Source organism: Cupriavidus numazuensis (genome assembly GCF_905397435.1).
GTDB classification, from domain to species: domain Bacteria; phylum Pseudomonadota; class Gammaproteobacteria; order Burkholderiales; family Burkholderiaceae; genus Cupriavidus; species Cupriavidus numazuensis.
On sequence record NZ_CAJPVI010000032.1, the window covers coordinates 91,142 to 112,180 of the forward strand.

18 protein-coding genes are annotated in these 21,039 nt (G+C 65.2%); 5 read left to right on the forward strand and 13 right to left on the reverse strand.

The features are described from left to right. Nucleotides 1-350: 350 nt before the first annotated feature. Nucleotides 351-1,589, forward strand: coding sequence for a SorA family sulfite dehydrogenase catalytic subunit (gene sorA, locus KHO41_RS24050; RefSeq protein WP_376989639.1), 1,239 nt, complete (start codon nt 351-353; stop codon nt 1,587-1,589). A gap of 11 nt (nt 1,590-1,600) precedes the next feature. Next, on the forward strand, nt 1,601-2,230 hold the full coding sequence (sorB, locus tag KHO41_RS24055) for a SorB family sulfite dehydrogenase c-type cytochrome subunit (RefSeq protein WP_244874000.1): 630 nt from the start codon (nt 1,601-1,603) through the stop codon (nt 2,228-2,230). Between the two features lie 55 nt (nt 2,231-2,285). On the opposite strand, the gene KHO41_RS24060 is transcribed toward sorB, so the two are convergent. Then, nucleotides 2,286-3,680 (reverse strand): amidohydrolase family protein, encoded by a 1,395-nt coding sequence (locus tag KHO41_RS24060; protein ID WP_211955766.1) that lies wholly within the window; start codon nt 3,678-3,680, stop codon nt 2,286-2,288. Between the two features lie 2 nt (nt 3,681-3,682). Beyond that, on the reverse strand, nt 3,683-5,032 hold the full coding sequence (locus KHO41_RS24065; RefSeq protein ID WP_211955767.1) for a nucleobase:cation symporter-2 family protein: 1,350 nt from the start codon (nt 5,030-5,032) through the stop codon (nt 3,683-3,685). Between the two features lie 251 nt (nt 5,033-5,283). Here KHO41_RS24065 and KHO41_RS24070 point away from each other — a divergent pair, with 251 nt between their 5' ends. Further along, nucleotides 5,284-6,276 carry a helix-turn-helix transcriptional regulator gene (locus tag KHO41_RS24070; protein ID WP_211955768.1) on the forward strand — a complete coding sequence of 331 codons (993 nt, stop codon included), beginning with the start codon at nt 5,284-5,286 and terminating at the stop codon, nt 6,274-6,276. A gap of 51 nt (nt 6,277-6,327) precedes the next feature. Here KHO41_RS24070 and KHO41_RS24075 read toward each other — a convergent pair whose 3' ends face one another. The 5 genes from KHO41_RS24075 to KHO41_RS24095 all read right to left on the reverse strand — a co-directional run bounded on the left by KHO41_RS24075 (nt 6,328) and on the right by KHO41_RS24095 (nt 11,690). Further along, complete coding sequence (locus KHO41_RS24075) at nt 6,328-7,410, reverse strand: CobW family GTP-binding protein (RefSeq protein ID WP_211955769.1); 1,083 nt, start codon at nt 7,408-7,410, stop codon at nt 6,328-6,330. 65 nt (nt 7,411-7,475) lie between these two features. Continuing rightward, entirely contained in the window at nt 7,476-8,066 is a 591-nt protein-coding gene (locus KHO41_RS24080; protein WP_211955770.1) for a UbiX family flavin prenyltransferase, read from the reverse strand. After that, entirely contained in the window at nt 8,063-10,336 is a 2,274-nt protein-coding gene (locus tag KHO41_RS24085; RefSeq protein WP_211955781.1) for a xanthine dehydrogenase family protein molybdopterin-binding subunit, read from the reverse strand. Before KHO41_RS24085 ends, KHO41_RS24080 begins: the two co-directional genes overlap by 4 nt. Further along, nucleotides 10,336-10,818: a (2Fe-2S)-binding protein gene (locus tag KHO41_RS24090; RefSeq protein WP_211955771.1), complete on the reverse strand. Its 483-nt coding sequence runs from the start codon at nt 10,816-10,818 to the stop codon at nt 10,336-10,338. The genes KHO41_RS24085 and KHO41_RS24090 overlap by 1 nt, the downstream gene beginning before the upstream one ends. Continuing rightward, nucleotides 10,806-11,690, reverse strand: a complete 885-nt coding sequence (locus KHO41_RS24095; protein WP_211955772.1) for an FAD binding domain-containing protein — start codon at nt 11,688-11,690, stop codon at nt 10,806-10,808. The genes KHO41_RS24090 and KHO41_RS24095 overlap by 13 nt, the downstream gene beginning before the upstream one ends. Nucleotides 11,691-11,867: 177 nt before the next feature. Here KHO41_RS24095 and KHO41_RS24100 point away from each other — a divergent pair, with 177 nt between their 5' ends. Continuing rightward, on the forward strand, nt 11,868-12,800 hold the full coding sequence (locus KHO41_RS24100; RefSeq protein WP_244874001.1) for a LysR family transcriptional regulator: 933 nt from the start codon (nt 11,868-11,870) through the stop codon (nt 12,798-12,800). Here KHO41_RS24100 and KHO41_RS24105 read toward each other — a convergent pair whose 3' ends face one another. The 6 genes from KHO41_RS24105 to KHO41_RS24130 all read right to left on the reverse strand — a co-directional run bounded on the left by KHO41_RS24105 (nt 12,801) and on the right by KHO41_RS24130 (nt 19,054). After that, nucleotides 12,801-14,192 carry a nucleobase:cation symporter-2 family protein gene (locus KHO41_RS24105; protein WP_211955773.1) on the reverse strand — a complete coding sequence of 464 codons (1,392 nt, stop codon included), beginning with the start codon at nt 14,190-14,192 and terminating at the stop codon, nt 12,801-12,803. Between the two features lie 385 nt (nt 14,193-14,577). Then, nucleotides 14,578-16,017 (reverse strand): UbiD family decarboxylase, encoded by a 1,440-nt coding sequence (locus tag KHO41_RS24110; protein ID WP_211955774.1) that lies wholly within the window; start codon nt 16,015-16,017, stop codon nt 14,578-14,580. A gap of 98 nt (nt 16,018-16,115) precedes the next feature. Further along, on the reverse strand, nt 16,116-17,030 hold the full coding sequence (locus KHO41_RS24115; protein WP_011299214.1) for an amidohydrolase family protein: 915 nt from the start codon (nt 17,028-17,030) through the stop codon (nt 16,116-16,118). Nucleotides 17,031-17,067: 37 nt separating this feature from the next. Continuing rightward, nucleotides 17,068-17,970, reverse strand: coding sequence for an amidohydrolase family protein (locus tag KHO41_RS24120; protein ID WP_011299213.1), 903 nt, complete (start codon nt 17,968-17,970; stop codon nt 17,068-17,070). Between the two features lie 312 nt (nt 17,971-18,282). Continuing rightward, nucleotides 18,283-18,780, reverse strand: a complete 498-nt coding sequence (locus tag KHO41_RS24125) for a M48 metallopeptidase family protein (protein ID WP_211955783.1) — start codon at nt 18,778-18,780, stop codon at nt 18,283-18,285. 49 nt (nt 18,781-18,829) lie between these two features. Further along, complete coding sequence (locus KHO41_RS24130; protein ID WP_010812270.1) at nt 18,830-19,054, reverse strand: hypothetical protein; 225 nt, start codon at nt 19,052-19,054, stop codon at nt 18,830-18,832. Between the two features lie 141 nt (nt 19,055-19,195). On the opposite strand from KHO41_RS24130, the gene ettA reads away from it, so the two are divergent. Then, a complete protein-coding gene (gene ettA / locus KHO41_RS24135) occupies nt 19,196-20,863 on the forward strand; it encodes an energy-dependent translational throttle protein EttA (protein WP_211955775.1) in 1,668 nt (555 codons plus the stop codon). Nucleotides 20,864-21,039: the final 176 nt, after the last annotated feature.

A 21,039-nucleotide genomic window follows, 5' to 3' on the forward strand; every position in this document is an offset into this window, starting at 1 on the left:
CTCGGCTTATCGATGCTGTGCCAGCGGTGGAGAAGCTGTCGCGGACCCGGTGCGACGACCGTCTGGCAGTGGGTTGCCTCAGGCAATTGTAAGCAGGATGCCTTAATTGTGGCTATTTCGTTTCTTCTTGTCGGCCCGCGGGCCGTCTCTTCGTTCGCCCATCCGTTTCCCCGATAACCCTTACCGAAATAACGCGTTATACGCGGCCCCCTCCTGCTGGGGAAAATCCGTCACCCGTCCTGAGAGCCCATTTCACATAAAGAGTAGGTCGACCCTTCCCCTTTATGAAACGGGTTCTAAAGTGGACTGCAGATTCAGAACAACAGGAGCAGACAATGAACTCGCCCCACATGCCTGGCAGCGGTCGCGCTTCGGGCCGCCGTAAGTTCCTGCAAGGCGCCGGCGCCCTGATGGCCCAGGCCACGCTCGGCGCCACCGCGTTCGACGCGTTCGCCGCCACGCCGGCCAAGGTCACCATGCCGTTTGCCAACGGCGAGCGTGAACTGGTCGCCTTCCCGCAGAAGCGCCCGCTGATCCTGCTGACGAACCGTCCGCCGCAGCTCGAAACGCCGTTCAGCGTGTTCAACGAGGGGGTTCTTACGCCGAATGACGCGTTCTTCGTGCGCTACCACTGGAGCGGGATTCCAACGTCGATCGATCCGCAGACCTATCGCCTGCGCGTCGGCGGCCATGTGAAGGCGCCGCTGGAACTGTCGCTGGCGGATTTGAAGACGCTCGCGGATCCGGTCGAGATCGTGGCCGTGAACCAGTGCTCGGGCAACAGCCGCGGCTTCTTTGACCCGCGCGTCAACGGCGGCCAGCTTGGCAATGGTGCGATGGGCAATGCGCGCTGGACCGGCGTGCCGCTCAGGAAGGTGCTGGAAAAGGCCGGGGTGCAGCCGGGTGCGGTACAGGTGACCTTCAACGGCATGGACAAGCCGCCGCTCGAAGGCGGCCCGGACTTCGTCAAGGCGCTGAACATCGACCACGCGCTCGACGGCGAGGTGATGCTGGCCTGGGCGATGAACGGCGCGGACCTGCCGATGCTCAACGGCTATCCGCTGCGGCTCGTGGTGCCCGGGCACTACGGCACGTACTGGGTGAAGCACCTGTCGGACATCCAGGTGGTGGACAAGGTCTTCGATGGCTTCTGGATGGCCTCTGCCTACCGCATCCCGGCGAACCCGTGTGCCTGCGTGGCGCCCGGCACGGCGCCTTCGGCCACCACGCCGATCGGGCGCTTCACCGTGCGTTCGTTCATCACCAGCCTGGCGGACGGCGCCAAGGTGCCGACGGGCCGCGAGACGGTGGTACGTGGCATTGCCTTCGACGGCGGCTACGGTATTAGCGAAGTCGGTTTCTCGGCGGATGGCGGCCGTTCCTGGCAATCGGCAAAGCTCGGACAGGACCTGGGCCGCTACTCGTTCCGCGAATGGACGGCCGTGCTGCGGCCGCCGCGTCGCGGCAATCTTGACTTGCGCGTGCGCGCCGTGAACCGCGCCGGCCAGAGCCAGCCGATGGAGGCGCTGTGGAATCCGCCCGGCTATATGCGCAACGTGGTCGAGACCACGCGCGTCACTGCGGTCTGAGGGAGGGCGACATGATGAATATGAAGCCTCTGATCGCCGCTGTGTTCGCGGCCTGTGCCGTCCCGGCCATGGCGCTGGAAGTCACCCTGCCGGCCGAGACCGCGGCCTATCGCCCCAGCGACCTGCCAGGCTACCGGCTGGTGCAGCAGAATTGCATGACCTGCCATTCGGCCCAGTACGCCGAGACCCAGCCGCTGACATCGTCACGCGCCTACTGGGACGCGACCGTCAAGAAGATGAAGAAGCCGTTCGGCGCGCCGCTGCGCGACGAAGACATCCCGCCGATCGTCGACTACCTGGTCAAGACCTACGGCGCCGAGCGCGGCAGTGCCACGCCGGTCGCGGCGGCAGCGCCCGCTGCACCTGCCGCGGCGGCGGCCGGCGGCGCGCCGCGTTCGGTGGACACGCTGCTCGGTGCCAACCAGTGCAGCGCGTGCCATGCGGTCGACAAGAAGGTGGTGGGCCCGGCGTTCCATGAGGTGGCAGCCAAATACGCAGGCAACGCCGACGCCACCGGCAAGCTGATGCAGAGCATCCGCAGCGGCGGCAGCGGCAAGTGGGGACAGGTGCCGATGCCGGCGTTCCCGCAACTCGACGATGCCGACCTGAAGACGCTGGCAACGTGGGTGTTGTCGCGATAGCCTTGCGCGCTCGCTGCGTGGCAGGTCGACCGACCGCGCAGCGAGCGTTTCCCACTCAGTCCAACAGCGCTGCCAGCGCGCGCTGAGCATCCTCGCGCAGTCTGCCGAGGTCTAGCCCGACAACCTCGCCATCGCGCACAACCTGCCTGCCGCGTACGAAGACATGCCGCACAGGCGTAGGTTCGCCGGCCGCCACCGGTGCGGTGGCGATGTCGTGGAAGCCGTGGAAGCGCAGGCCGCTCACATCGTAGATCGCAAGATCCGCTGACTGTCCCGGCGCAAGCGTGCCAATGCCGGGCAACCCCAATACGCGCGCGCCACCCGCCGTGCCCCAGTGGACGACTTCCTCCACGCGCGTTTGCGCGGCGCCGCCCGCCGCACGGTGCACCAGCCACGCGAAATTCGCTTCATGCACCATGCTGCCGGACTCGTTGGACGCCACGCCATCGACGCCCAGCGATATCGGCACGCCCGCATCGGCCATCTTGCGAACGGGCGCGATGCCGCTGCCCAGCCGCGCATTGCTCACGGGGCAATGCGCCATGCCGGTGTTGGTCACCGCGAGCATGCGGATCTCCTCGGGGGTGACCGTGACCAGATGCGCGAACCACACATCGGGCCCGAGCCAGTCGTGGTCGGCCACGAACTGCACCGGCGTGCACTGGTATTTCTCGCGGCAGAAGCGCACATAGTTATCGGTCTCGGACAGGTGCGAGTGCAGGCGCAGGTCCATGCCGCGGCCGAAGGCCGATAGTTCGCGCAGCAGCACCGGCGGCAGCGAGAACGTCGGCGTGGTTGGCGCGACCACCACGCGGCGCAGGCCGTCGGCGGAGGCATCGTGGTAGCGCGCCTTCAGGCGCTCGATGTCGGCCAGCATCTCGTCAAGCGTCTCGGGCACCAGCGCGGTCGCGGCCATGCCCGGATGGTCGGCGGCGGACTGGATGGCTCCGCCGCGGCATAGCACGAGGCGCATGCCGAGTTCTTCGGCGACCTGGAACAGCACATCGCCGGTTTCCGCGCCATGGCCGTGGTGGTACAGGTAGTGATGATCCGCGCAGGTTGTCGTGCCCGACAGCAGCAGTTCGGCCATGCCGAGGCGCACCGCCGTGCGGAAGATATCCGGCGTGAAGCGCGCGAGTCGCGGATAGGGCACAGCGGCAAGCCATTGCTGCAGGTCGGCGTTCATGCCGCCCGGCACGGCCTTCAGCAGGTTCTGGAATAGGTGGTGGTGCGTGTTGACCCACCCCGGGTAGATCACGCAGCCGGTGGCATCGAGCACATCTTCGCCTTCGTGACGGGGCAGGGCAGGACCGATTTCCGCGATGCGGCCCGCTTGCACGCGAATATCGGCAGCCCCTGCGCGCGCGGCGTCGCCAGCGCGCCCGGTCATCACGGCCGCGGCGTTGCGGATCAGCAGATTGCCCGTCGGGGCGGCAGCGGTGGACACCATGTTCAGACCTCCTGGATGTTATCGGTATGGATCGGGTGCTCGCTTTCGTCGCGCGCGGGCACGCCATTGAGCAGCAGGTTCAGCAGCACGGAGACCACGCACGCGATGATCACGCTGCTGTGCACGAACGGCTGCAGGAAGCCGGGTAGCTTCTCGAGCATCGACGGCAGCATCACGGGCATCATGGCGCAGGCCAGCGTGATGGAGACCACCGACAGGTTGGCCGGGTTGCGGTCGTATTCGACGCGGCCCAGGGTCTTGATGCCCGCTGCCACGACCACGCCGAACATCACCATGGCCGCACCGCCGAGCGCCGCGGGCGGGATCGACGCGAACAGCGAGCCGATCTTCGGCACCAGCGCCACCGCGCATAGCATCACGCCGCAAGTCGCAACCACCCAGCGGCTGCGCACGCCGGTGACGATGACCAGCCCCACGTTCTCCATGAATGCAATATAGGGAAACGCCGCGAACATGCCGCCGATGGCGCTCGCCAGCCCGTTGGCGCGCAGGCCGCGCGTGGCATCCTGTTCGGTGATGGGGCGCTTCACGATCTCGCTGACGGCCACGAACAGGCCCATCGATTCCACCATCTGGACGACCATCACGATCACCATCGTTGTGATGGCGCCGATGTCGAAGACCGGCATGCCGAACGCGAATGGCGTCACCATTGTGAACCACGGCGCGCGCGACACTTCATCGAAGTTGCCCATGCCGAGCATCCACGCCACGGCACCTCCGACGAGCAGGCCGATCATCACCGCAAGGTTGCGCACCAGTTCGCTGCGGTGCCGGTTGATGAGCAGGATCAGCGCCACCACACCGAAGCCGACCGCGAAAAAGACGGGGCTGCCAAAATCCGGCGCACCCCTCCCACCGCCAAACCAGTGAAACGACACCGGGAACAGCGACAGCCCCACCGCGGTGATGGTGCAGCCGCTGACCACCGGCGGAAAGAAGCGCTTGAGCCGCCCGATCACCGGTGCCAGCAGCATCGTGATCACGCCTGCGCCGATGATGGCGCCGCACACGCCGTTGAAGCCCAGCGACGGGTCGCTGCCAATCGCAATCACCGGCGCGACGGAGCTGAATGCCACGCCTTGCATCAGCGGCAGCCGCACGCCGAACTTCCAGAAGCCTACGGTCTGGAGCAATGTGGCGATGCCCGAAGTGAACAGCGCCGTGCTGATCAGCATGGTCGTCTGCGCAGTGGTCATCTTCAGCGCGCTTGCGACGATCATCGGTACGGCGATTGCGCCGAGGTAGCTCACCAGCATGTGCTGGAAGCCCAGCGACGCCATGGCGCGCGCGGGCAATATCTGATCGACGGGGTGCACGGCAGTTGTCATGGTGGTGTCTCCTGCCGCTGTCGTTGGGGGGGCTCGCACCGTGCCGGCTGCGGCTGGCCGCCGGTGCATGCATGGACGATAGCGGCGTGCGCCGCGCGCTTATAGCGCAATTGCGAAGGCGATGGCATCCGTCCGCAATCGCACGTGAAAGCGGCATCAGGGGTTTCCCTTGGCTTGCGGTGATCGGGCACGGACCCTAGGATGGACACGATGCTTCCACGCGGCATTTCTTGCCTGCCCCCGCTCCCCGCATGCCAGCCATTCCAGCCCTTCCTGCTGCATCGAACAGCACCGGCCGCGCCAGTGATGCGCAACGCATCCAGTCCCTGTCCGGCCGTGTATTCGGGCCCACGCGGCTGCGCGCGGCCGAGGATGACGCTGCGCTCGACGCGTGCATCGATACGTGTGCGATTGGCCGCTTGACGCTGGTGACCATCGGCTACAACCAGGCCGTGGATATCGAGCCGCAGCAGGGCAAGGACGAGTTCGTGATCCAGACGTTGCTTGCGGGGCGCTGCCGCGTGCATACGCCGCACGGCATGGTTGAAATGCCGCCGGGCGCGACGTTCGTGTTCTCGCCCACGGTGCCGGCGAGCCTGTCGCTCGATCGCGGCTGCGAGCGCTTCAGCGTGGTGATTCGCCGACAGTTGATCGAGGAAGCGTTCCGCCAGCAGTTCGGCTTCGATCCGCCAACGCCGATCGAATTCGACATGCAGCCGGTCGCAGATGATGGCCGCGCCGAGCGCTGGCAGGCACTGGTGGCTTATCTGCGCGCAGAGACGCGCGTGCGGCGCGAAGGCACCGGCGCGCCTGCGATGGATGCAAGCATCGAACGCATCGTGCTGTCCACGCTGCTGCTGGATCGCTTTGCCGCGGACGGTGGCATGTTGCCGCGTCGTTTTGCGCCGACGTTGCCGGGCTATGTCCGCGGCGCGATCGCGTATCTCCGAACGCATCTGGATCAGCCGCTCACGCTGGAGCAGGTCGCGGTGCATTGCGGCGTGTCGGCGCGCACGCTGCAGCTCGGGTTCCGCAAGAGCAAGAACACGACGCCGATGGAATATCTGCGGCTGCTGCGCCTGCAGGCTGCCCGTGTGGACTTGCAGCACGCACCGCAGGCGAAGGGGATGGTCAGCGCCATCGCGTTGCGCCATGGCTTCACGCACCTGAGCCTGTTCTCGCGCGAGTACCGCAAGGCGTTCGGCGAACTGCCTTCGGATACCTTGCAGGTGCCGCGGGGCTGAAGCGGTCTCCACGACGGAGACGCGCTTCAGCCAGTTATCCCGCCAAGGACATCAAGCCGCTTCCGCTACGCGCACCGGCATGCAAACGTTCAGCAGTGTCTGCAGCCGCTGCTTGTCCAGGTTGCGGCCGATGAACACGAACTTGCTCTGCGGCACGTCGGTGCCCCATGGCGCATCCGCGTGGAAGTCCATCAGCCGGTGCACGGCTTGCAGCACATGGCGCTGCGTATCGCCGGCCACGGCGACGATGCCCTTCATGCGGAACACGTCGTCGCCCTGCGCGGCGAGCAGCGCCCGCAATCCGTGTTCCAGCCGCTGGCGATCGAATGGCTGGTCGAACACCAGCGAGACCGATGTCACCGATGGATCATGACGATGACCATGCTCGGCCTCATCATGCGCATGGTCGCAATGCTCGTCGCAGACATGGCCCGCATGATCGTGCTCGTGATGCGCATGTCCGTGATCCTCCATCTGCACCATGCCCGGCGTGAACCCGCCGATGCCGAGGATCTTGCCGAGATCGACCTGTGCATAGTTCGACCGCAGGATCTGCGCACCTTCGTTGAGCTTGTGGATGCGCGCTTCGAGCGCATCGAGCCGCGCGGCACTGACGAGATCGGTCTTGTTCAGGATGACGCGATCCGCCGCGACGATCTGGTCCACGGCCTGGTTGTCGAACCCCGTCAGTTGCGGATCATCGAGGTGATCTTCGATGTGCACCGCATCCACGAGCGTCAGGATGCCGTCGAGTCTTACCTGCTGCGCAACTTCATGGTCCATGAAAAAGGTCGCGGCCACCGGCGTCGGGTCGGCCAGTCCGCTGGTCTCCACGAGGATGTGGTCGAAGCGCTCGGGCCGCTCGAGCAGCTTCTGCAGGATGCGCACGAGGTCCGTGCGCACATCGACCACGCAGCAGATGCAGCCGTTGGTCATCTGGTAGATCTCCTCATCGGAGGTCATCACCAGATCGGAGTCGACATCGACCTCGCCGAACTCGTTCTCGATCACCGCGATGCGGTGCCCGTGCTTCTGCGTCAGGATATGGTTCAGCAGCGTGGTCTTGCCCGAGCCCAGGAAGCCGGTGAGGATGGTGACCGGTACGGGCGGCAGCTGGGTGGCGTGGTGCGTCATGTTGTCTCCTGATTCGGACTGCGTTCCCCGGTTGCCGGGGCGATAAGTGAAGCGTGATGCGGTGGCTATACGGCGCCGATGGCAGGGCGCAGGCCTTCCCAGCGCTGCACCAGCCCATCGTGCGGGACGTCGAACAGATCGAGCACGCGGCCCACGGTGTGGTTGACGATATCGTCGACGGTCTGCGGATGCGTGTAGAAGGCAGGTAGCGGCGGCAGCACGATGGCGCCCATCTCGGTGACCGTGGTCATGTTGCGCAGGTGCACGAGATGCAGCGGGGTTTCGCGCGCGAGCAGCACCAGCCGGCGCCGCTCCTTGAGCATCACGTCGGCGGCGCGCGTGACGAGGTTGTCGGCCATGCCCGTCGCGATCGCGGCCAGCGTGCGCATGGAGCAGGGCGCCACCACCATGCCGTCGCAGCGGAACGAGCCACTCGCGATCGCTGCGCCGATATCGCGCACGTTGTGCACGACATCGGCCATCGCCTCGATCTGCGGGCGCTGCAGGCCGAGTTCATGGTGTGCGGTCAGCAGGCCGGAGGGCGAGCACACCAGATGCGTCTCCCAGTCGGCCAGCGACGACAGCGCCTGGAGGACGCGCACCCCATAGACTGCGCCACTGGCTCCGGTGATGGCGACGACAAGGCGCTTCGTCATGCCACCGCCTTCCGGGCCAGCGCCTGCAGCACCTGTTCGGGCCGGATCGGGTAATGCCGGAAGCGCACGCCGATCGCATCGAACACGGCGTTGGAAATGGCCGGTCCGATCGCAACGATCGGGTCTTCGCCCACCCCCTTGGCACCGAACGGTCCACCGGGATCTGGCGCCGCCTCAAGGATGATGGTGTGGATCTCCGGCATGTCCATCGCGAGCGGCATCTTGTAGTCGACGAAGTTGGCATTGAGCGAGCGGCCCGTGCGCATGTCGATCTGGTAGTCCTCGTACAGCGTATGGCCGATGCCTTGCTGGATGCCGCCCTCGATCTGGCCGGCTGCCGCCACGGGGTGGATCACCTTGCCGACGTCATGCACGGGCACTACCTGCTTCACGGTGATGAAGCCCGTTTCCGTGTCGACTTCGACTTGCACGAAATGCGCGGCGAACGAGTACGACTTGGTCGGATGATACGTGGCGGTGCCTACGAGTTGCGCGGCCGGAATGCCCTTGCGCGGCATCACGGCCTCGCGCACCGTCAGCGTCGGGCCGTCGCGGTCGCGCACGGCGATCACGCCGGCGGTAAGCGTCAGTGCATCGGGCTCGCATTCGAGCAGCTTCGCCGTGCGGTCGAACAGTTGCCGCTTGATCTCGCCCGCCGCCATCTGCGCGGCCTTGCCGACCATGTAGGTCGTATGGCTCGCAAACGCGCCGATGTCCCAAGGCACCACATCGGTATCGCCATGGACGACAGACACCGACTCGAACGGCAGCGTGAGTTCCTCGGCCACGATTTGCGCGAGTGCCGTGTGCGCGCCGGTGCCCAGGCCCGCAGCGCCGGTCAGCAACACCACGGTGCCATCCTCGTTCATCTTGATGATCGCGTTGCCCTGTTCCTTGATGCCCGGATAGGCGCTGCTGCCGTGCATCTCGCAGCCGATGCCCCAGCCGGTGCGGATCGGGCCTTCGGTTTCGCGTGTGCGCTGCCGCAGTTCGGTCCAGCCGGTGGCTTCCATGCCCTTGCGGATGCATGCTTCCAGCCCGTGGCCGATCAGCGGGTGATTGGACGGTGCGATATCGCCTTCGCGCACGGCGTTCTTCAGTTTCAGCTCGGCGGGGTCCATACCGAGGTGTTCGGCTGCCTCGTCCATCTGCACGTCGAGCGCATAGTACGTCTGCACCACGCCATAGCCGCGAAACGCGCCAGCGATGGGACTGTTGGTGTAGACGCAGCGGCCTTCGAGCAGCACGTTGTCGCAGCGGTACAGCGAGACCATGGCTGCGGTGCCGACGTTGGTCACGCCGGGGCCATGTGAGCCATACGCGCCGGAGTTGAACACCACCTTTGCCTGGCGCGCGGTGATGGTGCCGTCGTTGCGGAAGCCCTGCCTGAGCCAGATCTTTGCCGGATGGCGTGTGCGTCCGCCGAGGAAGGTTTCCTCTCGCGTGTATTCCATGCGCACCGGCCGACGCGTCTCGCGCGCCATCAAGGCGCAAAGAAACTCATGCTGAAACAGATCCTGCTTCGCGCCGAAGCCGCCGCCCATATGGTCGACCAGTACGCGCACCTTGTGCAGCGGCAGGCCCAGCACCTCGGCCATGATGCCGCGCACCATGAATGCGGTCTGCGTGGAAATCCACACGGTCAGATTGCCGTTGCCGTCCCAGTTGCAGGTGCAGACGTTCGGCTCCATGTAGGCCGGGGTAGGGCGGCCGCCTTCATAGATGCCTTCGAGGATGAAATCCGCTTCGGCAAAGCCGGCTTCGACATCGCCGCGCTTGACGATCACAGGCGGCAGCACCAGGTTGCCGCCGGGTTCGCGGTCGTGGATGCGTGGCGCGTCGGAGCGCTCGGCATCTTCGGTGGTGAACACGGCGGGCAGCGTGTCGTATTCGACTTCGATCAGTTCGATCGCGCGCGCCGCGATGTTTTCGCTCGTCGCGGCCACGGCGGCCACGCCTTCTCCCCAGTAGCGCACCTTGTCGTCGAGGATGTACTGGTCACACGTCACCGACGCCGAGCGCGGATGCGGCGATCCCGCATGCAGCACGCGCGGCACGTTATCGTGCGTGAGCACCGCCTTGACGCCGGGCAGCGCGAGCGCGCGCGACGTGTCGATGCGACGGATCTTCGCGTGCGCAACTTCGCAGCGCTTGATCTTGCCGAACAGCAGTCCGGCGAATGGCATGTCGGCAACGTACTTCGCATTGCCGGTGACCTTGTCGAGCAGGTCGGTGCGCTTGACGCTGTGTCCGATCACGGCGTGGGTCATCATGCCTCCTCGTTCGCCATCGTGGCGGCGGTCCTTTCGATCGCCTCGATGATCTTGGTGTAGCCCGTGCAGCGGCAGATGTTGCCGGCAATCGCAAAGCGGATCTCGTCGCGCGTCGGGTGCGGGTTCGCTTCGAGTAGCGCCCTGGCCATCATCACGAAGCCTGGCGTGCAGAAGCCGCACTGCGCGGCGCCGCATTGCATGAACTGCTCCTGGATCGGATGCACCGTGTCGGGCGACGGCTGCACGCCTTCGATCGTGGTGAGCTGGCAGCCATGTGCCTCGGGGGCAAGCATCAGGCACGCATTCATCGGCCTGCCGTCGACGATGACGGTGCACGAGCCGCATTCGCCAACGTCACATCCTTTCTTGGTGCCGGTGAGGCCGGCGTCGTTGCGCAGCGCATCCAGCAGCGTCGCGTGCGGCTCGACCGCGAGTTCGCGCGGTTCGCTGTTGATGACGAGTTCGATCACTTTTCGCATGGCGTGGCCTCCAGGGCGCGTTTGTGGGCTTCCTCGAGCGCGCGGCGCGTGAGCACGCTGACCATCTGCCGGCGGTACGCTTCGCTCGCGCGCACGTCGCTGATCGGGCGCGCGTCGCGTGTGGCGGCGTGCGCGGCCTGCAGGATCAGTGCATCGGTGAGGTGGTGGTCGCGCAGCAGCGCCTCGGCGTGTTCGGCGCGCACCGGCGTGGGCCCCACCGCGGCGAGCACGATGCTGGCGTCTGTACAGCGGCCTTCCTCGATGGTCAGCGATACCGCCACGCCCACCGTTGCCAGTTCCATCTGCACGCGCCGGCCATGCTTGAGATAGACCTTGCCGGTATGCGCGCGCGGCGCGGGCACGGTGATGCGCGTCACGATCTCGTCCGGTGCGATCGCGGTCTTGCCGACGCCGGTGATGAAGTCCTCCACGCGCATTTCGCGTGAGCCGGACAGTCCGTAGAGATGCACCGATGCACGATCGGCAACCAGCGGCGCGATGGAGTCGGCCGACGGCGACGCGCGGCACACATTGCCGATCACGGTGGCGCGATGCCGCACCTGGATCGACGCGAAGTCCGTCACCGCCTTGGCGAGGCCAGCGTAGTGCCGCTGCACGAAGCCGCAGGTTTCCAGTTGCCGTGTCGTCACCAGCGCCCCGATGCGCAGCCCGTTCACCGGGTCGAACGTGAGCACGTCCATGCCGGGGATCTTCTTGATGTTGATGACCTGCTCGGGCTTGCGCACCGACTCCTTGATCTGCACGAGCAGGTCGGTGCCGCCAGCCAGCACGGTGGCCTTGCCGCCGGCGCGGTGCAGCATTGCCGAAGCATCGGCAAGCGTGGACGGCTCGAAGTATTCAAACGCTCTCATCGCTTCTCCTGAGGGGGCTTCGGCGGCCTGCAGCGCCATCCGTTGCAACCATCATGGTGCGAGGGCCATCATCGGTAAAGACCTCGAAACCTATTAATTGATCGTGTTACCCTCTGAATCAGATGCGCCGCGCGGACCTCCGCAGCAGGCGCGCACCTGACCACAGGAGGAAGACAAGTGGCCAACATCGGCAACATGAACGTGTCGCTGCGGCAACTGCGCGCCTTTATCGCGGTTGCGCAGGAGCGGCACTTCACGCGCGCGGCGGAGAAGCTGGACCTGTCGCAGTCTTCTGTCAGCGCGCTGATCCACGAGCTGGAAGACAATCTCGGCCTGAAGCTGTTCGATCGCCATACGCGCCAGCTCCACATCACGCAGGCGGGCGAGGAGTTGCTGCCGCTGGTGAAGAAGGCAGTGGCTGATATCGACAGCGCAATCGAGACATCGAGCGAGCTGCGTACGCTGGGCCGCGGGCGCGTATCGATTGCGGCCTCGTCGATCCAGGCGGCACTGATGCTGCCGCGCTTCATTCGCGAGTTCAGCCTTGGACATCCGGGCGTGAAGGTTGATATCCACGATGTGTCAGAGCACGAGGTGCCGAAGATGGTCAGCTCGGGCGAGGTCGACTTCGGCATCGGCACGATTCCGGAAGGGCAGCCCGACCTGACCGCGCACCGGCTATCGACGGATCCGTTCGTGATCGTGATGCCGCCGGACCATCCGCTGCTGCGGCGCAAAACTCTGCGCTGGGAGGATGTGGCACCCATTCCGTTGATCGGTCCGCACAAGGGCAATCCGATCCGCGACTGCCTCGATACCGCGCTTGCTGCGCGCGGCATCACGCTGTCGCGGCTGCATGAGGTGCTGCTGCCGCTGACGATGGTCGGCATGGTCGAGGCCGGCCTCGGCATCGCCGTGATGAGCGCCGCAGTGACCCGGCTGACCGAGGCGCTGGGACTGGCCACGGTCATGCCGACCGATCCGGTGATCCATCGCGAGATCTCGCTGCTGGTGCACGCGGACCGGTCGCTGTCGCCGCCGGCCCAGCGCTTCCGCGACCTGCTGATGCGCAATCGCGGCAATCTCGGCAATCTCGGCAATCTCGGCTAGTCAGGCGGGCTCTTTCGCAAGGCCGTGGGCCTGCGGCTGCGGCGAGCGCGCATTGAACAGCACGTTCAGCAGCACCGCGGACAGCGTGCCGAGCAGGATGCCGTTCTGGCAGAACTTGGCCAGCAGCTCGGGCAGTTGTGCGAAGAAGCGCTCCGACACCAGCGGGATCATGCCGAGCGCAATGCTGACCGCGACGATGTAGGCGTTCTTCTTGTTCTCGACGAAATCCACATGGCCCAGGATGCGTACGCCTGTGGCCGCCACCATGCCGAACATCACGAGCGCGGCGCCGCCCAGCACGTACTGTGGGATCGATGCTGCGAAGAATGCGAGCTTGGGCAGGCAGCCAAGTACGATCAGGATGGCGCCGGCCGTCGCGCAGACCCAGCGGCTGCGCACGCCGGTGACCTGCACCAGGCCGACGTTCTGCGCATACGACGTGTAGGTGAACGTGTTGAACACCGCACCGACGAGCGCGCCAACGCCGTCGGCACGCAGGCCGCGCGTCAGGTCGTCGCAGGTCACCGGCCGGCCGACGATTTCGCCAAGCGCCAGGAACTGCCCAACGCCTTCGATCATGATCACCACCATCACCACGCACAGCGTGACGGTTGTCATCGCATCGAAGGTGGGCCAGCCGAAGTGGAATGGCGTGATCAGTTCCACCCAGTGCGCGGCCGCAAGGCCGTCGAAACTGACCTTGCCGAGCGACAGTGCAATCGCGAAGCCGGTCAGGATGCCGATCAGCACGGCGACATTGCACAGGAAGCCTTTGGCGAACGCCACCAGCGCCAGCACAGTCAGCAGTACGACCGTCGCAATGGCGATGTTGACCGGCACGCCGAAGTTCGGATTCGGCATGGGGCCGTTGGGCGTGGAGATCATCGGGTTGCCGCCAGCGGCCCAGTTGATGCCCACACGCATCAGCGAGATGCCGATCACGAGCACCACGGTGCCCGTCACTACTGGCGGGAACCAGCGCACCATCTTGCCGACGTACGGCGCCACGATGAAGGTGAAAATGCCGGCGAGCATCACCGCGCCAAACACGGCGGGCAGGCCAAGCGCGGGATTGGAACCGGTCGCGATGATCGGCGCGATGGCCGTGAAGGTCACGCCCATCATGACGGGCAGGCGGATGCCGACTTTCCAGATGCCGATGCTCTGGATTATCGTCACCAGCCCGCAGCAGAACAGGTCGGCGGCGATCAGGAACGCGATCTGGTCCTTGGGCAGCTTGAGCGCGCCGCCAACGATCAGCGGCACGGCAATGGCGCCGGCGTACATCACCAGCACATGCTGCAGGCCCAGTGCGAGCAACCGCGGGGCGGGCAGGATTTCATCGACGGGATGCACGGGGACTGCCCCATGCGATTGCAGGTTGGGGGTCATGCTGTCTCCATTGGTCGGTACCACGCCGGTCGCGCTCGGTTGCGTCGGTGTCGCCCGAAGGTCGCCGGCGATCGTGTGCGGATGGTCAGTGCCATCCCTTGCATGCCCGCGCCTGTCCTGTTCTATCAATCCAGCATGCCAGCGGGGGCGGTCAGGAACAATGCTCGTGGCGGATTTATCGATCGGGTTGGACGATGAATCCGCCGGTTTCAGGGGTTATCCCTTACTGTCTACTGCCAATACATGAACTGTTTTCTCCCCTCTCCCGCGCGCGGGAGAGGGGCGGGGGAGAGGGCAGGAGCGTCCACGAAGCGAGGCGCATTGGTGATGCCTGCGCCTACCCTCTCCCCAACCCCTCTCCCGCAGGCGGGAGAGGGGAGCAACGTCACGGCTCCGGCGCTCCAAGGCGTTCAATACGCGCGAGTAGCGCTAGTGCCCGCTCCATCGCCGCTGCATCGATGCGCGCGCGCACCCCGTCGAAGTTAGGCCCGCGCGTGGCATCGAGTCCCATGCGCGATGTCGTACCGACGCCGGAGGCCGAAGGGTCCAGCGCGCTGCCGGGCAAGCCATCGACCACCACCACATCGAGATGCGGCTGCAGATGCGTGGCCATGGCCCACAGCACTTCCTCGTCGCGCGTGATGTCGACGTCTTCATCGACAGCTACCACCGTCTTGAGATACGGGTCCCAGCCGAGCAGCCCCAGCATCACCTGGCGCGCTTCGCCGGGGCGGCTCTGGCGCAGTGCGACGTAGGCATGGAAGTGCGTGCCAGAACTCGGATAGTGCACGGCGGTCACGCTCGGGAAGCGCTCCCTGAGCTTTTCCACCATCTCCGATTCGCGCGCGATTCGCCCGAGGTTCAGGTGCTCGGCCGAGTTGCCGCCGACCACATCGACGAGCCACGCGTCGGTGCGCCGCATCACGCTTTCCACGCGCAGCAGGTTGTTGGTCGAGCGGTCCGACGAATAGCCGGTGAACTCGCCGAACGGACCTTCCTCGACACGCGCCTCGGGATCGATCACGCCTTCGAGCACGATCTCGGCATGTGCGGGTACAAGAATGCCGTAGCGCGGCGTGCGTACCGCCTCCATCGGTGCGCCGAACAGGCCGCCGGCGACATAGCGCTCGTCGACGCCAAACGGCAGCCGCGCGGCGCCCGCAAGCATGAACAGCGGATGCGCGCCGATCACCATCGCCACCGGCAAGGGCTTGCCCAGTTCGGCTGCGCGCTGCTGCATGCGCCACAAGTGCCCGCGCGAATGCAGGCTCGTCGCGATGTCGGTCGGCGAATGCAGCATCGAGCGGTGGAAGCTTGCGTTGCCGATGCCGGTCTCCGGGTCTTCCGCGATCAGGATTGCATTGGTGATGTACGGGCCGCGGTCGCTCGCGAAGTGGCGGATGGCCGGGATGGTGCGCAAGTCGATGTTTCGCGTCTCGACATGGCCGGTGACTGCGCCGCTCTCCAGCACGCGCGGCGCGACCATGCGGCGGCTGCGCGCCTGATACTCGGCATGGATGGCTGCTGGAGCCACGCCGCCGAGCATGCGGCCCACACGCTCGCGCGAAGCGAACAGATTAGTGACCAGTGGCGTGCCGAGTCCTTCGACCTGCTCGAATACGAGCGCCGGATGGCGGCCCTGCGCGGCCAGTGCCCAGACCAGCGCGGTCGGGTCCTGATCGGTGCTGACCGGTTCGCGGATCTGCAGTACATCATTGGGAAACGCCTCGCGGTACGCGGCCAGGAACTGGTGGAAATCCTGCGAGGTGTCGTGGAAAGTCTTGTGCGCCGATGCGGAAGCGAAGGGCGCGGAAGGCGAGTTCATGAATGCCTCCTGTCGTCAGGGTTGGCACGGCGAAGGCTGCCCCGGCGGCCGCGCGTCGCGGCCGCCGTGCCATGCCCGCGGAACTTCAACGTGGTGGCTTAGCGCGTGCTGGCGTAGGTGTCCTTGAGCCGCGCCTGTGCCTCTTGCTGCGTCTTCGGCGGCGCAGTGGGTTCGATGCCGACCAGCCGGGCGATGTTGTTGCCCATGTAGTCCTCGAGCCCGTCCTCATCGAGATCCATGCCCTGCGGCGCAGGGCCGCACAGCATTTCCAGCTCGCGCAGCCACATGCCGGGCTCATTCGGCGGCGTGTCGGTGCCGAACACGATCTTGTTGCGCGGCAGCTCGCGCGCGAACTCGACGATGCGCGACTGGAAGCACCAGCCTGACTCGCAATACACGTTGGGCGTGTCCATCGCCATCCAGAACGCCTCGAACGAGTAGTTGCCGCCAGTCTGGATGCCGAAGTGCCCGATGATGAAATTGACCATCGGGAACTCGCGGATCACCGGGTAGAACATGGTCGGGATCGTGTACGGTCCGTCGCCGGTGTGGATCAGCACCACGGTGTTGTACTTGGCGCAGACCTTCATCGCGGGGCGCAGCCAGTCCAGGCAGCGGTCGGGCCGGTAGCCGTGCATGTTGGCGTGCAGCTTGACCATCTTGAAGCCGTATTCCTTGATATGGAATTCCAGCTCCTGCGCGCCTTCTTCCGGGCCCCAGCGCGGGTTGAACGTGAAGTTGCCGATAAAGCGGTCAGGGTACTTCTGGCACAGGCTCGCCACATAGGCCATATAGTCGCGGATGCCTTCGCGGCCGCGGCGGTTGCCATCGCGGTAGCCGGTATTGCCCGGCGGCGGCTGGATAAAGCCCATGTCGATGCGGCGCGGCTTGCCGTTGATCATGTAGGGGCCGTCCATCATCTTGAGCATGCGCTCGCCGTTGAAGGGCTCGCCCGTGTGGCGCCAGGCTTCGTCGACGAGGTTGGTCGGGTGCAGGTGGGTGTCGATGATCATGGTGTGTGCTCCGGAGTCCGTTGACAGTGCGTAGCGCTCATGCGGCCAGGCGCGCCCTGGCTTCCTCGAGGGTGCGCGGCACCGGTGTCGGCTCCAGGCCGATCATGCGGGCGACGTTGTTGCCGAGGTAGTCCTCGAGCGTGTCTTCGTCGAGGTTCAGGCCTTGCGGCGGCTCGAAGCACAGCACTTCCAGCAGGCGCAGCCACATGCCGGGCTCGTTGGGCGGGGTATCGGAGCCGAACAGGATCTTGTGTTTCGGCAGCACCTTGGCGAACTCGACGATGCGCGACTGCAGGCACCAGCCTGATTCGCAGTACACGTTGGGCATGTCCATGGCCATCTGGAACGGCTCGAAGCAATACACGCCGCCGGTCTGCACGCCGAAGTGGGCCATGATGAAGTTGACGGTCGGGAACTCCTTCATCATCGGCACCCATTCGGTCGGGATGCTGTACGGGCCGTCGCCGGTATGCAGCTTGACCAGCACGCCGAGTTCCGCGCATTTCTGCAGCGCGGGGCGCAGCCAGTCGAGCGCGCGGTCGGGCCGGTACGCGTGCATATTGGCCTGGAACTGGACCATCTTGAAGCCGAGCGTCTTCACGTAGTGCTCGATCGCGTTGACGCCGTTCTGCACGCCGCAGCGCGGGTTGTAGACGAAGCAGCCGATAAAGCGGTCCGGGTACTTCTTCACCATCTCGACCGTGTAGGCCATGTACGCGTCGATGGATTCGCTGCCCGACTTCTCGCCGTCGGTCCACGTGTAGATGGTGTTGCCTTGCGGCGGCTGGATAAAGGCCTTGTCGATGCGGCGCGGTTTACCGTTGATAGTGAACGGGCCGTCCATCATCTGGATCAGGCGCTCGCCCGAGAACGGCTCGCCATCGTGGCGCCAGGCCAGGTCCACCAGGTTCGTCGGATAACAGCTGGTGTCGATGATCATGGGAGATCCCCTAACAATGACTAGGTTGGACACGCATGCGGCGAACGCGCGCGTACAAACAGCGCCGCGGAGCGCCTTGCATGCTGTTTTCAGGAGTCTTTGTCAGGGGAACGTTGGACAACTGCGCCACCGACGAAACACTCCGTCAGTGAGCAATCTCCAGTTGGACCTCACGGCATTGCGCCGCTGCTGTCCAATCGACCGCTTCTACCCACGCGCTCGTTATACATAGCGGCGCGCGGGAGCGTCAAGCAGCTTGTGTGCTGCGGTGCACGAAGCAGGCGCGGCCGAGGTTGCCGCAACAACCTGCCTTTATGCCTTCGCTGCGCGGTCCAGTTCGCGCCATGCGAGCCACAGCCGCGTATCGAATTCGAGTTGGTGGTAGCGCGGCTCCATGTGTTCGCAGAGCCGGTAGAACGCCTTGTTGTGGTCGCTCTCCTTCAGGTGCGAGAGCTCGTGCACGACGATCATGCGCAGGAATTCCGGCGGCGCGTCCTTGAACAGCGACGCCACCCGGATTTCCTTCTTTGCCTTGAGCTTGCCGCCTTGCACGCGCGAGATCGCGGTATGCAGGCCCAGCGCCTTGTGCGCCGAGTCCAGCGTCGCATCGAAGCCGACCTTGTGCAGCGGCGGCGCACTGCGCAGGTATTCCTGCTTCAGTTCCGTGGCGTAGTCGTACAGCGCGCGGTCGGTCTGCACCGCGTGGCGCTGCGGGTAGCGCCGCGCCAAATGGTCGCCGAGTCGTCCGGCCGATGCGAGTTCGCGCACCTGGTCGAGCACTTCCGGTGGATAACCGCCGAGGAAGCGCATCGGGTCCTTGGCGCCGGGCTGCCAGGTGTTGCCGTTCACTGCGTGCGGATCAGTGGTGGTGGTGATGGTGGTGCATCCAGCTGTTGTCGAGCGAGTTCACGAACGACTCGACCGCGTCCTTATCGCCGGTAGCGTGGCGCATCATCTCGCCGCACTTGCAGAAGCCCTGGTACGGGGTGATGTGCGAGCAGGCCGACGTCTTCTGCAGGTACAGCGTGACGGGCTTCGTGCACTTCTTGCACTTGAACTTCAGGGTCAGGGCAGGTTTGCTCATGGTCGAATGAAATCAACGGGTTAGCGCGAAAGCGAACCCTTGATTGTACCGGCCGCGCCAGCATTGCGCAGACCGCGGGGCACGTGCTTTGTTAAACTCCGCCCATTCCCAAATTCCCTGAACACACGGACACCGCACTCCATGGCTCAGTACGTTTTCACCATGAACCGCGTGGGCAAGATCGTTCCGCCCAAGCGTCACATCCTGAAGGACATCTCGCTGTCCTTCTTCCCCGGCGCCAAGATCGGCGTGCTGGGCCTGAACGGCTCGGGCAAGTCCACGCTGCTGAAGATCATGGCCGGCCTCGACAAGGAGATCGAAGGCGAAGCCACGCCGATGCCGAACCTGAACATCGGCTACCTGCCGCAGGAACCGCAGCTCGATCCCGAGCAGACCGTGCGTGAATCGGTCGAAGAAGCGCTGGGCGGCGTATTCGAGGCGCGCAAGAAGCTCGACGAGATCTACGCGGCCTATGCCGAGCCGGATGCGGACTTCGACGCACTCGCCGCCGACCAGGCCAAGTACGAAGCCATCCTGGCCGCCAGCGACGGCAACAATGCCGAGCTGCAGCTTGAAATCGCCGCGGACGCTTTGCGCCTGCCACCGTGGGACGCGACGATCGGCAACCTGTCGGGTGGCGAGAAGCGCCGCGTGGCGCTGTGCCGTCTGCTGCTGTCGCGCCCCGACATGCTGCTGCTCGACGAACCGACCAACCACCTGGACGCCGAATCGGTGGACTGGCTCGAGCAGTTCCTGACGCGCTTCCCGGGCACCGTGGTGGCCGTGACCCACGACCGCTACTTCCTCGACAATGCCGCCGAGTGGATCCTGGAACTGGACCGTGGCCATGGCATTCCCTGGAAGGGCAACTACAGCTCGTGGCTCGACCAGAAGGAAGCGCGCCTCAAGCAGGAAGAAGCCAGCGAATCCGCACGCCAGAAGGCGCTGCACAAGGAACTCGAATGGGTGCGCCAGAACCCGAAGGGCCGCCAGGCCAAGTCCAAGGCGCGTCTGGCGCGCTTTGACGAGCTGAACAGCCAGGAGTACCAGAAGCGCAACGAAACCCAGGAAATCTTCATTCCCGTGGGTGAGCGCCTGGGCAACGAAGTCATCGAATTCGACAACGTCAGCAAGGGTTTTGGTGACCGCATGCTGATCGAAAACCTGAGCTTCAAGGTGCCGCCGGGCGCCATCGTCGGCATCATCGGCCCGAACGGCGCCGGTAAATCGACGTTCTTCAAGATGCTCACGGGCAAGGAGCAGCCGGACAGCGGCGAGATCAAGATCGGGCCGACCGTAAAGATGGCCTTCGTGGACCAGAGCCGCGATGCGCTCGACGGCACCAAGACCGTGTTCGAGGAAATCTCGGGCGGCGCCGATGTCCTGACCGTCGGCCGCTACGAAACGCCGTCGCGTGCCTATATCGGCCGCTTCAACTTCAAGGGTGGCGACCAGCAGAAGCAGGTCGGCACGCTGTCGGGTGGTGAACGTGGCCGCCTGCATATGGCCAAGACGCTGATCGCCGGCGGCAACGTGCTGCTGCTTGACGAACCGTCGAACGATCTGGACGTGGAAACGCTGCGCGCGCTCGAAGACGCGCTGCTGGAATTCGCGGGCTGCGTGATGGTGATCTCGCACGATCGCTGGTTCCTGGACCGTATCGCTACGCACATCCTGGCGTTTGAAGGCGACTCGCATGTGGAGTTCTTCCCGGGGAACTACCAGGAGTACGAGGCGGATAAGAAGCGTCGGCTTGGGGAGGAAGCGGCTAAGCCGAAGCGGATTCGGTATAAGCCGATTTCGCGGTGATGGGGGTGGCTGTTGGGGAAAGGGTCCTCGCCGGATTTTGGGGGGCTTGGTTCTTGGCAGGCGCCGCTGTTTCGCCGGCGTAGCCGGCGAGTCACTTTTTGTCCGAGCGACAAAAAGATGGAATGAACGCGCCCCGGCCCACTAAGCAGAAGGCACCGGCAATTCAGTTGTAGATC